The following is a 17,033-nucleotide window of genomic DNA, read 5'->3' as shown; positions in this document are numbered from 1 at the left end:
AATTTTTGACCCAAACAACAAGAAAGGGAGGAATTGAAATAAATGAAGACAATGATTACATGGACAGGAGAAATGGCCTTTTCTGGCACAACTCCGTCGGGACATGAAATAAAGATGGATGCATCCGAAGATGTAGGAGGAAAAAATAGCGGAGCAAGACCCACTGAGTTACTTTTGCATTCTCTTGCCGGGTGCACAGGCATTGATATTGTAATGATTTTAAAAAAAATGCGATTTGAAACAAAGTCCTTTCAAATAGAAATAGAAGGGGCACGATCAGAAAATCATCCTAAGCGATTTACCGATTTTCATATCCACTATTTATTGGAGGGTGATCTGCCTGAAGATAAAGTGGTCCGTGCGATTCAATTATCCAAAAATACGTACTGTTCAGTATATCATTCATTAAATGCCAACATTAAAATCAGCTATTCGATAAATGGCGTTAAAGGAAAAAAAGAATTATAATTTATACATTTTTCATTTATAAGTACAGCCTTCATTTCATAAGCAAATGGAGGCTGTATTCGTCTGGAATGGACATACTTGTTCATGGCAAATCATCTATACCAAAACGTTCAAGCCTCAGAAAATGATCCCTCTACATGTTAATCCTAGGCGTATTCTTAAGAAAAAATCATCCCAAAAGTTATTTTCCAGGTAACATTACTCCATTTTTCGGAAGGAAAGGGTTTATTTAGTCAGCAAGTAATCAAAATGTAATGGTTTGTCATTGGAATGCCCTTGATGTTAGGAGTTTATCGATATAAACTTTAGATACAATTGAGGAGTGGATAAGTTGAAAGAGATAACCATTGACAAATTAATTTTTAAAGATCATTTATCGATGATTGAACAATACTCATTGAAAGATTTCATGTTTAAGTGGCTCAACAGCCCTGAAGAAGGATTGGATGATCTTCTTCCGCTTACATACACAGATCAAGTTTTTGCAAAAATGGAAACGACATTGGAGACAAAAATAAAGATCCACGGAGAAGAAACCTTCAGATATGTCACCATTACGGAAGATAACCAAATTGTAATAGGGTGCTTGGACTCTAATCAGGAGTTAAAGTTTAGAATTGTTTCCCTGGAGGAGCGTTTGAAAAGCTACTAAAACTATAGACTTAGCATTGTATACTTTTTAGAGTTGAATCATATTTTCAGATAAATAAATCAAGACCGTTCCTGTTTATTAAAGGAACGGTCTTTTTAAGGTGTTATTATTTTTTCATCACGTCAAGAACAGCGTCAATACTATATAAGATTGTACCCGAAAGTAAAATGAAATTCATACCTTTTGCCAGTTGAACGAGTAATACTATAAACTCGTCATATTCTTGGATTAATATTAACAAAATTTAAACGAATATTGAATTGTCTTAGTGTAATATATAGTAATGAAGTCAATTAAAACACTTGGGGGGAATTGAGTTGAGCGAGACGTTGGCAAGTTCATTAAAAATGCTTTTGAAAGAAACGTTTGAAGGACCGGGAAATGGAGGGAGCTATTATACTGAATCGAAACCGAATACCGGGGTTTTTGGTACAATTGATGGTTTAACCGCAGAAGATGCTTCGTGTTCCATAAATGGATCAACCATTGCTGCTCATTCTGACCACATGCGGTATTATTTATGGGTGATCCGAACAATGATCAGTGGTGCAAACTTTGAAAAAGATTGGGGCGCAAGCTGGACCATTCATCATGTTGATGAGGTGAAATGGGCGGAAATCAGGGAGGGATTACATAAAGAATATGTAACACTTCTCGAAGAAATCGACACAATCGATTTAGGAAAATGGCTGACAAATGTAAATGCGACTATTGCCCACTCGGCTTATCATCTTGGAGCGTTAAGGCAAATGTTAAAAAGCCTTGAAATAGAAAAATAATTTACAATATTGAGGGTTTGTAAAAATGATTGAAGCGATTTGCACCTGCGGGGTCTCCTTTGGACTCGCTTTCCCCGCGGGAGTTTCGTACACCCGTTCCAATCAACTTTGTTAAAAAATTAGATAAAATGGTCCCATTCTGAAGCATGATATTGAAACAAGCCTAGGAAGTCCTTAATGTTTTTTCCTGTAAAACTTATTGGGTTGTAGAAATTTGCGACACTCCGGTTTCATATACCTGAATGAAGTCGTTATTCATTCATGCTTACGTCGAACCGAATATCACGCCGTTATTCTTTGCACTTCAATTCCTTCAGCCTATCGTTTGCCCATTTTTTTACGTTCTTGCTCAGCCACATATGAAAACAGAGTTAAAAATTGGTCCACCAATAACTTTTCAGTATCACCTATACCTCTGGATTACCTACCATCAAAAAATGCCTCATTTTCAGTACCAAAATTTCTCCGTTCAACTCTCAAGTAATGTACTTCCATGCTCGAATGATACCTAGCAATCTTACCCAATCTCTAGTGAATTCAGGAATAACAAACCGCCTTCGCTATTGATTAAGAGCCCCTGATATTGAGGCCGGTTAATAAGCTGCCATTCTGAATTTTGAACTTTTGCCGAAAAACGAGGATTTTCAATTTTAAAAATGGTAGCTAACGATATTGGTCATTTATGTAAAAATATTATTTTATGAAGAAATGTTCTTTAACTAATGGGGAGCAGCTTAGTTGTGAAAGGATTTAATAAGTTTGAAGCTAAATCTATTGAACAAGTAATTAAAAAAGGAACCTATAACTTGATGATAGGAGAATAAAACAAATAAGGTCATGTCAATAATAAAATTGACATGACACCAATTAGTGTCATATACTAAAAGACACCAATTGGTGTCCTATTAAGGGGGGGGTGATTTTGAACGAGAAAAATCAAGATCGTGATATTTATGTAGCCATCGCTGACCCAACAAGACGTAAATTGCTACGTTTGTTGGCGGACGTGGAAGAATTGCCGCTCAATGGAATGACTGTTCATTTTGAAATGGGGCGTACTGCGGTTTCAAAGCATTTGGCAATCCTTAAGGAGGCTGGTCTCGTAATCAGCAGAAAGGTCGGCAGGGAAACGCGTTATCGGCTGAATGCTGCCCCGTTGAAAGAAATTGAGGATTGGGTATCGTTTTACAAGAGATTCTGGAGTGAAAGAATGTTGCTTTTAAACCAAATATTACAGGAGGAACAAAAAATGTCTTTAACAGTATCCCAAGATTTTAATTTTAAGAGCCCGATCGAGAAGGTATGGCTCGCCTTAACAGATGCAAATACTCTTGCAAAATGGGTAATGGCTAATGATATTAAACCTGTCGTTGGTCATAAATTTCAGTTTCGGAATGAACAGTGGAATTTAATTATAGATTCCGAAGTTCTTGAAGTGGAGGAGCCTTATAAGCTATCTTACACTTGGGTAGGTGGTGGGATAAACACTACAGTCACATGGACATTAAAGCACGAGGACGGAACAACATACTTACATCTTGATCAAGCAGGATTCGAAAAAGAAGATCAAGCGTTCAATGGTGCGAAATATGGTTGGGCGAAAATGGGCGAAGATCTTAAAAAAGTGTTAGGGGAAATGTAAGACCAAACTTTTGAACCTGTTTATTGGTATTTAGCTAACGTATAGGAAAAAGCAAACTGCTCGGAAAGAGGAGTGTTCCATGATGACAAATAGTAAAAGGAATCCTAAGGTTGATGAATTTTTGAGTAAAGCCAAAAATTGGCAGGGAGAATATGAGACGTTGAGAAATATCGTTCTGGACTGTGACCTGACCGAAGAATTTAAATGGATGCATCCCTGTTACACGTTTGAGAAAAAAAACATAGTTTTAATTCATGGATTTAAAGAATATTGTGCGCTTCTATTTCACAAAGGTGCCTTGTTACAGGATACCCATGGGATTCTAATCCAACAAACGGAGAATGTACAGGGGGCGCGCCAGATTCGGTTCACCAATGTTCAAGAAATAGTTGCAACGGAAACCATTCTGAAAGCCTATATCCATGAAGCCATTGAAGTTGAAAAAGCGGGTTTGGAAGTGAATTTTAAAAATAATGCAGAATTCATAGTTCCAGAAGAACTTCAAAATAAATTCGATGAAATCCCTGCTTTGAAAAATGCTTTTGAAGCATTGACCCCGGGACGGCAAAGAGCATACATTCTTCATTTTTCTCAACCCAAACAATCCAAAACTCGAGAATCAAGAGTTGAAAAATGCATGCAGAAAATTCTCAATGGAAAGGGCTTAAAAGATTAGTATTTCATTGAAAAAATATAATAATCAAGTTTAAGACCTTACCTCACTTTGCGTTCATCAAACTCTTTTTTGGATCGCAGGAACCACTCAATCAATAATCCAAAAATGGACACCATAAAGTGATCCGTAGAGTATAGAAAACTAACGTGTAATAGGCTTACGCATTCAACCTAGAGTGTACCCTTTGGCTGTTTTTGAAAGGTACGCTTTTCTTGAACTAACGGGGACCTATCTTGAATAAGGTTTAAGCGATGCTCTTCATCAAAACCATCTTATACTAATAAATTTTCACTATATTATAGGAAGGTTTAATGGAGTAACAAAAAATCCAATACAGAGAAATTTGGCTTTTTATTCCGGAATTTCGATTTAGGAAAATGGATGACAATTGCACCTAAAACCCAGCAAAGGTTGCTGGGTTTCTATTTATTCCTTTAAATGAAATCACAAACTTTTTGTAGGTTATTGTTAGATTGTGTCAGATTATACTAAGAATTTAAAGGGTTCAAGACCTGATTGGAGAAGTATATTATCAGGGCGTTTTTAGCCGAGAAATACTGACTGCAAAGATTTTTGACACAGAAGGAGGGCTCTTAATTAAAAAGCAGCTGTTTCTAATAAGTATATTTTGCTTGATGGTCTTTGTTCAAACGCTTTGGTCTCCCACGATTTTTGCTGAACAAAAAAACTTTATAATCGCTGGGGAAAGTGCTCTTCCTCCATTTTCATTTGAAAATGAAGCTGGTGAGCTGACAGGCATCAATATTGATTTAATGGAGGAAATAGCAAAATATAATGGCGTAGATTTCAAATATATTCCGATGAGGATGGAAGAAGCGGAAAAAGCCTTAAACAACGGAACAATTGATGCAATTGTTGGAAGTACCTATAATACCGATAAAGATAATCAACTTGATTTCACTCAATCCTATTTTACAATGTCCCAATCCATAATCATTCCCAGTAAAAGGAAACAGGATATTCATACGTTAACGGATCTACGTGATTCACATGTTGTCCTTGACCAAAACACACCAGTTATCAGTACATTTCTAAATATGAGGAATACAAATTTAACGACCGTTTCGAATCAATACTCGGGTATTTTAACATTAATGAACAACCGTGCAGATGTATTCATCGGGAACAAATGGACTGCAGATTTCTATTTGAAAAAGTTCCGCCAAGAAAAGAATTACATCATTCTCGATGAAGTCATTGAACCAGCGGATTATACGATTGCAGTGAAAAAAGGGAATCAATCGCTTCTTTTCATGATGGATAATACACTCACGGAACTTAAAGCTAACCGGAATATCAATGGGATAATCGATAAATGGGTCATGCCACAATCCAATCAAAAAATTGCCAGGCTGGAGCAATTCATATTCTGGTTGATCATAACCCTAACTGCCGTGGCCTTTATCCTTCTAATCATTTACATATGGAATCAAAAGCTAAAAAAATCCGTTCATAACCAGACGTTAAAATTACATTTATTAAATAAGGATTTAGAGAAACAACGGCAAAACATTGCTAATGCTGAAGCGTTCAAAGATCAAGTCTTAAACAATATCAATAATGGGATCATTACATTCGATCTCGATTTCAAGATTACCAGCTGTAATGCAAAGGCATCAGACATTCTTGACATTTCCAAGGAAATGATTCTGAATTTTATGAATCATTCTCAATTAATGAGGAATTTCGGAGCTTTACATCAAGAACAAAATGGGAATAATCTTACGGGTTCTTTTCGGATCTTGGTATTTGATGAGGAAAATGACCAGAAGGTGATTTCATATTCGATGCATAAGATGTTCAACTCTGAAGATATACAAACCGGATACTTACTTTCCATGAATGATGAGACGGAAAAGAAAACATTGGAGAAAAAATTGGTCACACAAGAAAAGCTGCACGCCCTTGGTCAACTAGTTGCAGGTGTCGCACATGAAATAAGGAATCCTTTGACATCGATTAAAACATTCATTGATTTACTTCCGAGTAAATATGATAATCCTCAATTCCGACAAGTTCTAATGGAGCACTTGCCTACTGAAGTTAACCGTTTGAATGCGATTGTTACCGATTTAATTGAATATGCACGTCCGCGTCCGCCTAATATTACAAATTGCCACGCTCATGAACTTATATCCTTACTTGCTTTTCATAAAGTGACTATGGAAAAAAACCAAATAATTTTCGAGCAAATAATTGAGGAGGACCTTATTTTTTATATAGATTTACAACAAATTCAACAAGTACTTCTTAACTTGGTGTTGAATTCGATTCATGCCGTTGAAGAAACAAAGGAAAAGAACATTAGCATCTCCATTGATAAAGAGAACGAAAAGACTGGGCGGATTATCATATCCGATACGGGAAAAGGGATGAAACAGGAGGAACTGGACCATATTTTCGAGCCGTTTTTTACAAATAAAGAAAAGGGTGTTGGTTTGGGACTAACGTTATCGTATAGGTTAATTAAAGAAAATAACGGAGATATCCATGTAAAAAGTTTTCCTAATACAGGTACGAAATTCACCATTTCACTACCTTTATATATCGAATAAAAGCATGGAAAGAGGGGGAGTTATATGAAAATGCGTGTATTGGTAATTGATGATGAACCTGCTATTTGCACTGCTCTTAGCTTTGCGTTGGAAGATTCCTATCAGGTCGTGACAACCACTGACCCGGATGAGGGGCTCCGGAGGATCGACAATCAACCTTTTGATATTGTATTACTAGATTTGAGAATAGGAAATAAAAGTGGACTTGATGTCCTGCAGAAAATCAAACAAATAGCACCTAACGTAACAGTCATCATGATGACTGCCTATTCATCCATTGAAACTTCCATCGAGGCCATAAAAAAGGGGGCCTACTACTATATTGAAAAGCCAATTAATATTGAAGAACTTTCTTTGCTCTTGATGAGGGCAGCCGAATTCAAACAGATGTCCAATCAATTGGAGACATTACATGAAGAATTAGGGATTCAAAAGGGATTTGGTAACTTTCTTGGTAACAGCAAGGCGATGCAGCGTATTTTCTCAATGATCGAAAGAGTGAAAGATATTGATTCCAGTGTTCTTATCACGGGTGAAAGTGGTACTGGAAAAGAGCTTGTAGCCAGGAACATCCATACGCTAGGAAGAAGGAAAAACAATCCAATGCAGATTGTCAATTGTGCAGCAATTCCTGAGATGCTGCTGGAATCGGAGTTGTTCGGTTATGAGAAGGGAGCATTTTCCGGTGCAACACAAAGGAAGGAAGGGAAATTCGTTGCTGCTAATGGGGGCATCCTTTTTCTCGATGAGATTAGTGAAATGCCCCTTCCTCTTCAGGCCAAATTATTACGAGTATTGCAGGAAAGGGAAGTGACTCCTCTTGGGTCCAATGCAAAAATCTCATTGGATGTCCGTATTATAAGTGCAGCTAATAAAAACTTGGAACAAATGGTGATGGAAGGGGAATTTAGGGAGGATTTGTATTTCAGGCTTAATGTCATACCCATCTCGATGCCGCCTTTAAGAGATAGAAAAGAAGATTTACCGATTCTTATGGATTATTTTATAAAAAAGCACGCTAAGGATATGAATCGTGAGGATAAGACGTTCTCGGCAGCCGCACGTCGGATTTTACTGGATTACCATTACCCTGGCAATGTCCGTGAACTTGGTAACATCATAGAATATGCTGTCGCCCTATCCAACTCGAAAAAAATGGAGGATACCGACTTGCCGCAATATGTTCAAGAACAGAAGTTCATTCTTCAGCAGGGGGGCAATGACGAAGATTTTAATAGTTTCAAAATCCCTATCGGAATATCCATGAAAGAGATAGAAGAAAAAGTCATAACGGCCACACTTCAATACTGTAAAAACCATCGGCAAAAAACAGCTCAAATCCTAAAAATTTCCGAAAGAAGCCTTCGTGATAAAATCAAGCTCATTTCAAAAGGAGAATAAAAGGCTTATCGTGTTAATCGGCATTTTTTTCTGGATAACCGGCAAAAATTGCCGATTTATACGTGTATATCATTCAATAAATCGGCAGGATTTGCGTTTTAAAGCAGAAAATCGACTTGGCATGGTATTTGCATCTAAATACATTAAGAAAGGAGGACCATGATGAAGAATGGAGCACTCTTTATAAAAGTCGCTTTGTTATTTTGTTTCATGACAGGATGTTCTTTTATGAATGAGCAGCAGGAAATATCTAAACCTGCTACTACCTTGATTCAGAGTCAACTAACTTCTGAAGGACAGGATTTAAATAATAGGATGATAATCATTGGAACTGGAGATATGACAGGTGTTTATTTTTTGTTAGGACAAAGATTATCAAATATGTATGAAAAATATAATGGAACCGTGTCAGGTACCCAGGTAACCCATGCTTCCATCGAAAATACTGAATTGGTTAGCAGCCATCGCGCAGAAATTGGTTTTACCACAGTGGATGTACTGGATTTGCCTGAAACCGATAGATCCAAGTTAAGAGCTTTAACGGCTCTATATTCCAATTATGTACAAATTGTTACTACTAAACAAAATGGTATTGATTCCTTAGAAGATTTAGTTGGGAAACGCATTAGTGTGGGAACGGCGGGCAGCGGTACAAGGCTTATTGCAGAGCGGATACTGTTAGAATCTAATTTACCGACTGATCAATTGAATTTATCCTATCTTTCTTTTTCTCAATCTGCAGAAGCATTACGTAATGGTACCATTGATGTGGCTTTCTTTTCTTCGGGGATTCCGAATAATGAAATCGCTTTCATATCCAAGCAGACCGAACTATCTTTTATTCCAATTCCGGAAGACATCATTGAAGGTCTTCAAAAACAATATGGAGTTTATACCCATGATGAAATTCCCAGAGATACATACGGGGGAATGAAAAAAAATGTCCAAACGATTTCAATTAAAAATGTCCTGGTGACCTACAAGGAAATGTCTGATGCTCATGCATACAGTCTCGTGAAAACATTATATGAACATCTGCCTGAACTGCAGCATACACATCCAGCTGCTTCTGATATTTCAATAAATGAAGCAACTAAACAAGTGCCACTTGATTTTCATCCAGGGGCCATGAATTATTTTAACGAACAAGGAATTATTGGAGATCAATGAAAAACGGGAGGTAATGACTATGAAAAAACTGCTGAGTCTTTTATCAATAATAGTATTGATCGCTCTTGCGGGATGTGGTAATCCCACTCCGCAAAAACCGGGGGAATCCGTCCAAACGGGTGCGGGTGAAAAAGGAGAGAAAAAAATAACGATTGCCGGTAATGGCGGTGTCATTGAAAGTGCCATCAGAGATGTGATCGCGCCGAAGTTCAAAGAAGAAACGGGAATCACTGTTAATTATATTTCCGGTTTATCAGGTGAAATTCTATCCAAAGTGGAATTACAGAAGAACGCTCCGCAAATAGATGTTGCCCTTTTTGTACCGGTTGATGTAATTCGCGCTAAGGAGAAGGAACTGATCGTACCAATTGATGAGTCCAATGTTCCCAATATGAAATCGGTGGATCCACGTTTCATTCCGGTTGAAAATGCTGCCGCGCCAGCATTCGGTTTAGTCATTGCACCAGCCTATAATACAGAAACCTTTAAAAAGAATGGGTTAAAACCAATTGAATCTTGGAATGATCTTGTATCACCTGATTACGAGGGTAAAACGGCATTTTCAGATATTACGAATGACTGGGGTTTCAATACCCTTAATGGTCTGGCAATTTCAAATGGCGGCAGTACGGAAGATATGGAACCAGGTCTTGAAAAAGCAAAAGATCTTGCAGCTTATTCCAATACCTTTTATAAAAACTCAACGCAAATGATGCCAGCTGTCCAACAAGGAGCGGCTGACGTAACCGTCATGGGAAGTTACTCCATAGGTGAACTAGCTGTTTCAGGTATTCCCATTAAGATGGCCGTACCTAAAGAAGGTGTACCGCTTCAAGCTTTTAGTGCTGGTCTCGTGAAAAATACGCCAAATAGCAAAGAAGCCCTTGAATTCATCAACTATGTAATCAGTGAAGAAGCGCAAGCATTAATTTCCGAAAAAGGATTTTATCCGACGGTAGAAGGAATGAAAATTCCAAAGAAATATGAAGAGGCAATCGGCCTTAAAGCAAGTGATAAAACATTCAAACCTGACTTCGCCAAGTTTGCCGAAATCCGCGCCGAGGTGTCGGACAGATGGGCGAAAGAGGTTACTCCTGAATTAGGGAAAAAACTCAAATAAAAAGGAGCGTGTTATCACATGGAAGTATTAAAAAAAGATGTGGAAATGAATAGGCAACCCCTGGAGGCAGTCCAGGGGTTTGGGTCAAACAAAAATGATGTTGAGATAAAAGGCGCGTTTAAACAATTTGGAGCGAATGTTGTCCTGAATGGCATTGATCTGGAGGTGAAACAAGGAGAGTTACTTACTCTTCTTGGGCCTTCAGGGTGTGGAAAGTCCACTACCTTGAACCTAATAGCTGGGTTCCTCGATGCAGATCGGGGAGAGGTCCATATTAAAGGCAATAATGTGACGAAGGTTCCGCCTTATAAGCGAGATTTAGGGATGGTTTTTCAAACATATTCGCTTTTTCCTCATATGACAGTCTATGAAAATCTCAGTTTTGGCCTGAAACTGCGCAAAGTTAGTAAAGCTGAGCAAAAAAAGAAGATAAGTAAAGCTCTTGAATTAGTAAAAATGTCAGGATTGGAGAATCGTTATCCAAGGGAATTATCAGGAGGTCAGCGTCAGCGTGTTGCGATTTCCAGAGCTCTTGTAGTTGAACCGGAGCTCCTTTTGCTTGACGAACCGCTTTCAAACCTTGATGCAAAGTTGCGTCATGAACTCAGGGCCGAGATAAAGCGCTTACAAAAGGAAATTGGCGTAACGACCATTTTTGTGACCCATGATCAAGAAGAAGCTCTTTCCATGTCTGATCGAGTCGTGGTCATGAATGCAGGGAAAATTGAACAAATCAGTACTCCGACTGAGATTTACAATCATCCCAAGACTGAATTCGTGTTTCAATTCATCGGGAAATCGAATTGTTTTGAAGGCATTGTGTCTGCTGTGGATAAACGGAAAGTTTCAGTCAAGATAGGGCCTGATATCACTCATGTCGATGCAAACAACATCATGGGAAATGATAGTGATTTAAAAACTGGTGATGAAGTGAAGCTTTATATTAGACCAGAAAAACTGCAAATAGTTTCTCTTGCAGAAAAATCTGCCTCTCCATTGGATTTCCAACATGCTAAGATAAGCCAGATTAACTATCTTGGTACCTCTTGGGAAATCAATGTTCTATTACATGGGAAAAGTATTCAAGTATTGACTTCCGCTTTCGATTCATCATGGCAAAATGGAAGTGAGGTGCTAATTGGATGGAGCCCATCAGAAGTTATGCTAGTCAAGAAATAGAACAGGAAACGAATCCAATCGAACCGCAAAAGGAACCTAAAATCAAGAAAAGGAAAGTCTGGGTGCCTGGATTACTCCTTTTAACGCCGATTCTGCTTTTCATATTTGGTTTCTTTGTCATACCGATGTTATATATTTTATATTTAAGCTTCATATCAACAGATAATCTTGGAGGAGCGGATGCAGTTTATAGCCTGAAAAACTATACACAATTATTTACCGATAGCTATTATTTATCTTCTTTATGGCTGACAGTGAAAATCAGTTTATATTCGGTCTTGGTTGCTTTATTTCTTGGATATCCGGTAGCTTTGACGATGGCCAAAAGTTCAGCGCGGATTAGAGGGTATATCACTCTCTTGATCGTGTCACCGCTCTTGGTAAGTATAGTTGTCCGTAATTTTGGCTGGTACCTACTGCTATTGCCTAATGGAACGATTAATCAAACCTTGATGGCCCTTGGCATAATAGATGCACCAATGAAACTATTGTTTTCGGAAATCGGAGTTGTGATCGGACTATCCAATGCATATCTTCCTTTCATGATCTTGTCCATCGTTGCCAGTTTATATAATATTGATCCTTCTCTGGATAAGGCAGGAGCAATACTTGGGGCAAGTCCATTCAGAAGGTTCTTTTCAATTACATTACCGTTAAGTATCCCTGGTATCGTATCTGGCTGCATTCTCGTATTCAGTTTATCAATGAGTGCATATGTTACACCTGCCCTAATGGGGGGAGCCAATGTGCCCGTGATGCCTGTTGTCATCTATGATCAAATAAACAACTTGCTGCATTGGACATTCGGTTCTGCTCTTTCTTATATTCTATTAGCAACCACTGTCATATCAGTGGCTGTCTTTACCAGGGTGTTTGAAAAAGGGAAATTCAAGGAGGTATTCCGATGATGAAAACGTTTGGAGGCCTTCGGATTGCTGTAGCCGTGTTGGCAATTATCTATATCTTGATACCGCTTATTGTCGTTATTCCCGCTTCTTTTACTAGTGCCAATTATCCAAGCTTTCCGGCTGAAGGCTTCTCACTGCAATGGTATGCCAAGATATTGGAGCGTCCTGAATTTTTGGAAGCCTTTTTGAACAGTGCGAAGTTCGCAGCATTGGCAGCCCTTTTCTCCGTCATATTCGGAACTTTGGGTGCCCTTGGCATCGCGAAGTATGATATACCTGGAAAATCAAATATTACGGCCCTTTTAACTTCTCCACTAAGTGTGCCGCAATTAGTATTGGGGATTGCACTTTTAATGTACTTTACACCAATGATGCTTGCCGGTACGTCTACAGGATTTTTAATTGCCCATATCGTCATTTGCATACCCTATGTTATGCGGCTCGTATTAACCGGTTTAAGTGGATTTGATTATAATCTCGAAAGGGCCGCGGCCATACTTGGAGCGAATCCACTAACAGTATTCATGAAAGTGACACTGCCGCTAATTGGATCCGCGGCCATCTCAGGCGGATTATTCGCATTTTTGACATCTTTTGATAATGTAACGGTCTCTCTCTTTATGGTATCACCGGAAATGAGAACGCTGCCGATCGAAATATTCTCGCAAATGCAGGATGCCTACAATCCAATTGTTGCATCCGTATCAAGCGTGGTTATTTTCATATCAGTCCTTCTGATCGTCATACTTGAAAAAATTCAAGGTGTCGGGAAAGTTTTTGGTGGTTCCCATCATACTAACGGGTAAAAACGAGATGAATGATATGACAACCGATCATGGTGGCTAAGTTCTGATTTTACGAAGAAAACTCATCCAAACGTTCCATTCAAATGAGCCAAACACCTTTTGGCGGCTAATAGTGGAGCCGTTAGGACAGGGACAGAGGGATTAACCTGCTTTGCGATATGTTCCATACTATATTGTGAAAGCAAAATCACTTCTGTCTTTCCGTCCAATTGCTCCACCATCTTTTTAACCCGATCGTCATGTTCCTTTCTTTTTCCTTGTGATAATAAATGGATGATCCCGGGATCCACCAATGATTCGATCATACAGTCAGGATTCTTATTTAATAAGTAATTTTGAAGGGCGATCGGCGTTTCTTTTACGGTTGAAACCAGGCCGATGCTAGCATAGCGAAGTGCTTCATCAAGCATGGCCTCATCTGAACGAAATAACTTAACAGGGTATAGAGGTTGCAAGATTGAAGTGATGTCATTAAAAGCAGAGCATGTAAGTTGAATGCATGAAACATCAGAATCATGGGCTATATTCACTAATGCAGAAAAGCGGCGGATGATTTCCGGAGTCAACTTGCCGCTCTTTTCCATCAAGGCGAGAAGACCTGTGTCCATGAAATGAAGGAGTTCAATGTTTGGAGCAACAGTCTGAAAGGCCACTTCAATTGGTTGTAGTGCAGTTGTGGTTGCGTGAATCAGTGCGATTTTCACAAAAAAACCTCCTTTTTCTTTCATCATTATATCTAGCAGAATCATAAAATTCCATTATATAACATGCAGATGGTTCTTTTCCAATTTACTATTATGAAAGGAAGTGAGAAGCATGGAGAAAGAGGCCCTGGACGACCTTAGGCAGGTAATTCCAAATGACAGAATGTTCCTTGATTTGGCAGAAAGGTATTGTTATAGCTATGACGCTTCTTTCGGGGAATATTTACCTGAAATCGTTATACAGCCAAAAAATGCGGAGGAAATCAGTGAAGTGATTAAATTGGCCAATACTCACAGAATACCTGTTTACCCAAGGGGATCTGGAACTTCGTTAAGTGGAGGCCCATTACCTGTTAAAGGAGGAATGGTTCTTGATATGACCCTTTTACGGGATAAATTGATCATTGATCGGGAAAATATGCTTGCCATTGTTTCTCCAGGTGTGATTACGGCAAATATCCATAAAAAGGCTGAAGAAGCCGGCTTGTTCTATCCCCCAGATCCAAGCAGTTCCAACGTTGCCACTATAGGCGGGAATCTATTAGAAAATTCCAGTGGCCCAAAGGGATTGAAATACGGAACGACAAAAGAATATGTGATAGGCCTGGAGGTGGTCACCCCTACGGGAGAGATCATTCGTACGGGCGGAAAGACCGTAAAAAATGTAACAGGGTATGATTTGACCCGATTGATCGTAGGATCGGAAGGTACCCTTGGCATCGTTACTGAGGCAACCATCCGCTTAATACCAAAACCTCAATCTAAACAAACATTTGTCGCCCACTTCAATCATTTGATAGACTCTGGCCATGCCATTAGCAGCATTTTATCGTCAGGGATTCTACCATCTGCCCTGGAACTGATGGATAACGCGTGTATCCGTGCTGTCGAAAGCTATCGGCCTTCAGGATTGCCTCTACAGGCAGAAGCCATTCTGATCATCGAAATAGATGGTCACCCATTGGCGATCGAGGAAGAAATCAATAAATGCGCCGATATTTGCAAGGCGGAGGGTGCTTCCTACGTCAAGATAGCGGAGACAGAGGAAGAACGCCAAACTATTTGGAGTGCGCGTAAATCTGTTTCCCCGGCCATTACACAAATGGGTCCTACAAAAATTTCTGAAGACGCGACCGTTCCACGCAGTCAAATACCCGCGATGATGGAGAGATTAAACAATATCCGGGAGAAATACGGGTTGAACTTGGTTGTATTCGGCCATGCAGGGGATGGCAATTTACATCCGAACATCATTACCGATAAACGAAATATTACGGAAATGAAAAAAGTGGAACTTGCAGTCAGTGAAATTTTTGAAGCTGCAATCGAACTAGGTGGGACACTTTCCGGGGAACATGGTATCGGTACTTTAAAGTCACCTTATATGGAAATGGAATTAGGAATAACAGGGGTGAATATGATGAAAAAAATTAAAGAAGCATGGGATCCCAATAATATCCTGAATCCAGGAAAGATTTTTCCTGATAAAGGCCAGACGAGGGTCGTGTTGGTTACATGAGTCCTTCCGTCAAACCGAACGAGACAAATGCAGTAGCCCATAATTTATATTCAGATGCCTATGATTGGACAAACCAATGCGTAAAATGCGGTTACTGTTTACCAGCTTGTCCTACATATGAATCAATGGGAGTGGAATCCGCCTCTCCACGCGGTCGAATCAATCTAGTGAAAATGGCAGCCGAAGGGAAAATAGATTTCCAAAAAGATTTAGCTGAACCGATTGATCTATGTTTAGGCTGCCGTGCTTGTGAAACGGCATGTCCTGTCGGTGTGCCATACGGACATATACTGGAAGCGGCAAAAGAAGCCATTGAAAACTCCCCGTCAGCCAACAAAAAAATCAAAATGAACAAGATCAAAAAACTTGCTTTGGTTCATCTTTTTCCATTTCCAAATCGGATGAACAGGATTGGCAGTGCAGTAAAGTTCTATCAAAAAACAGGGTTATCCAAGCTTATCCGTTCATCGAATGTACTGCAAAAGGTTTCCCCAGCCCTTGCACAATTAGAACAAGCACTTCCAGCCATCGAGTCGTCCTCCAAACGAATTCGGACAGGTACGATAATGCCGGCAAAAGGGGAAACGAAATTAAAAGTGGCATTTTTTGCTGGGTGTATCATGGATTCTATGATGTCACGAATAAATCGTCTCACCATTGAGCTGCTCACCTTAGCAGGTTGTGAGGTCATTCTCCCTGAAAATCAGAATTGCTGCGGGGCACTGCATTCCCATCAAGGTCAAACAAACCAAGCGAAAGCATTGGCAAAGAGGAATATCCAAGCTTTCATGCAATCAGATGCTGATGTAATTGTAAATAACGCAGGAGGCTGCGGCGCTTCGCTTCTTGAATATGGACATTTATTGGCAGATGATCACGAATGGGCTGGGGCGGCAAGGGCTTTCTCGGAAAAATCAAAAGACATCAGTCAAATTCTTTATCAATTGGGGCCACTCCCCTTTACTGAAGAATGGCAAGGCATCGTTTCCTATCAAGATTCATGTCATTTACGCAATGTTCAAAAGGTCCAAAAGGAACCTCGTTTACTATTGCAATCCATACCTGGAGTTTCCTATGTGGAAATGGAAGGGTTTGACCGTTGCTGTGCATCTGGAGGCATTTACAATCTTCTTCACTTCGATGAATCAATGAAAATTCTAGATGATAAAATGAAGAACCTAAAAGATACAAAAGCCACTACAGTAGTGACCGTTAACCCTGGCTGCCAAATGCAAATGAGCATTGGCATTCAAAGGGAGGGGGCAGCAAACCAAATCAAAAGTATGCACCTTGTTGAAATACTTGCCAAGGCCTGCGGCTTGGATTGATAAAGAGGATATTAAAACTTCATAAGACAATACTCGTCAGCATTTTCGCACTTATGGGAAAATGCTGGCGTTTTTATTTTTCAATTAATTAATTAATTAATTAAT

General features: G+C 39.2%; 15 protein-coding genes and 1 pseudogene. 15 read left to right on the top strand and 1 reads right to left on the bottom strand.

Translation table 11 applies throughout. The annotated features are described in order from the left end of the window. Positions 1–42 precede the first annotated feature (42 nt). The 13 genes and pseudogenes from ACFRAK_RS24285 (at position 43) to ACFRAK_RS24225 (ending at position 13,377) form a co-directional block, all read left to right on the top strand. Positions 43–468, top strand: coding sequence for an OsmC family protein (locus ACFRAK_RS24285; protein ID WP_387598651.1), 426 nt, complete (start codon positions 43–45; stop codon positions 466–468). 331 nt (positions 469–799) lie between these two features. Next, entirely contained in the window at positions 800–1,120 is a 321-nt protein-coding gene (locus tag ACFRAK_RS24280) for a hypothetical protein (protein ID WP_260284863.1), read from the top strand. 317 nt (positions 1,121–1,437) lie between these two features. After that, positions 1,438–1,899 (top strand): hypothetical protein, encoded by a 462-nt coding sequence (locus ACFRAK_RS24275; RefSeq protein WP_387598647.1) that lies wholly within the window; start codon positions 1,438–1,440, stop codon positions 1,897–1,899. Positions 1,900–2,815: 916 nt separating this feature from the next. Further along, a pseudogene (locus tag ACFRAK_RS24270) lies at positions 2,816–3,055 on the top strand (ArsR/SmtB family transcription factor); the annotation flags it as partial. Between the two features lie 93 nt (positions 3,056–3,148). Then, entirely contained in the window at positions 3,149–3,541 is a 393-nt protein-coding gene (locus ACFRAK_RS24265; RefSeq protein WP_387599332.1) for an SRPBCC family protein, read from the top strand. An 82-nt stretch (positions 3,542–3,623) separates the two neighbouring features. Beyond that, the gene (locus ACFRAK_RS24260) at positions 3,624–4,217 is read left to right on the top strand and encodes a YdeI/OmpD-associated family protein (protein ID WP_387598644.1); all 594 of its coding nucleotides are present in this window, start codon (positions 3,624–3,626) and stop codon (positions 4,215–4,217) included. A 635-nt stretch (positions 4,218–4,852) separates the two neighbouring features. Then, on the top strand, positions 4,853–6,793 hold the full coding sequence (locus tag ACFRAK_RS24255) for a transporter substrate-binding domain-containing protein (RefSeq protein ID WP_387599330.1): 1,941 nt from the start codon (positions 4,853–4,855) through the stop codon (positions 6,791–6,793). A 24-nt stretch (positions 6,794–6,817) separates the two neighbouring features. Beyond that, complete coding sequence (locus tag ACFRAK_RS24250) at positions 6,818–8,194, top strand: sigma-54-dependent transcriptional regulator (protein ID WP_387598641.1); 1,377 nt, start codon at positions 6,818–6,820, stop codon at positions 8,192–8,194. A 228-nt stretch (positions 8,195–8,422) separates the two neighbouring features. Then, a complete protein-coding gene (locus ACFRAK_RS24245) occupies positions 8,423–9,364 on the top strand; it encodes a TAXI family TRAP transporter solute-binding subunit (protein WP_394572670.1) in 942 nt (313 codons plus the stop codon). Positions 9,365–9,383: 19 nt separating this feature from the next. Beyond that, positions 9,384–10,484 carry an ABC transporter substrate-binding protein gene (locus ACFRAK_RS24240; protein WP_387598635.1) on the top strand — a complete coding sequence of 367 codons (1,101 nt, stop codon included), beginning with the start codon at positions 9,384–9,386 and terminating at the stop codon, positions 10,482–10,484. 45 nt (positions 10,485–10,529) lie between these two features. Beyond that, positions 10,530–11,663 carry an ABC transporter ATP-binding protein gene (locus ACFRAK_RS24235; RefSeq protein WP_387599327.1) on the top strand — a complete coding sequence of 378 codons (1,134 nt, stop codon included), beginning with the start codon at positions 10,530–10,532 and terminating at the stop codon, positions 11,661–11,663. Beyond that, positions 11,627–12,571 (top strand): ABC transporter permease, encoded by a 945-nt coding sequence (locus ACFRAK_RS24230; RefSeq protein WP_387598632.1) that lies wholly within the window; start codon positions 11,627–11,629, stop codon positions 12,569–12,571. The genes ACFRAK_RS24235 and ACFRAK_RS24230 overlap by 37 nt, the downstream gene beginning before the upstream one ends. Beyond that, complete coding sequence (locus ACFRAK_RS24225) at positions 12,571–13,377, top strand: ABC transporter permease (RefSeq protein ID WP_387599325.1); 807 nt, start codon at positions 12,571–12,573, stop codon at positions 13,375–13,377. Before ACFRAK_RS24230 ends, ACFRAK_RS24225 begins: the two co-directional genes overlap by 1 nt. 62 nt (positions 13,378–13,439) lie before the next feature. On the opposite strand, the gene ACFRAK_RS24220 is transcribed toward ACFRAK_RS24225, so the two are convergent. Further along, positions 13,440–14,081 (bottom strand): hypothetical protein, encoded by a 642-nt coding sequence (locus tag ACFRAK_RS24220; protein WP_192204832.1) that lies wholly within the window; start codon positions 14,079–14,081, stop codon positions 13,440–13,442. 112 nt (positions 14,082–14,193) lie between these two features. Between ACFRAK_RS24220 and ACFRAK_RS24215 the strand changes: the two genes are divergently transcribed. Beyond that, entirely contained in the window at positions 14,194–15,600 is a 1,407-nt protein-coding gene (locus ACFRAK_RS24215; RefSeq protein WP_387598628.1) for an FAD-binding oxidoreductase, read from the top strand. Then, a complete protein-coding gene (locus ACFRAK_RS24210; protein WP_387598625.1) occupies positions 15,597–16,928 on the top strand; it encodes a (Fe-S)-binding protein in 1,332 nt (443 codons plus the stop codon). The genes ACFRAK_RS24215 and ACFRAK_RS24210 overlap by 4 nt, the downstream gene beginning before the upstream one ends. Positions 16,929–17,033 lie beyond the last annotated feature (105 nt).

The organism is Peribacillus sp. NPDC056705, assembly GCF_043656335.1.
This window is presented reverse-complemented; position numbering and strand designations above follow the sequence as displayed.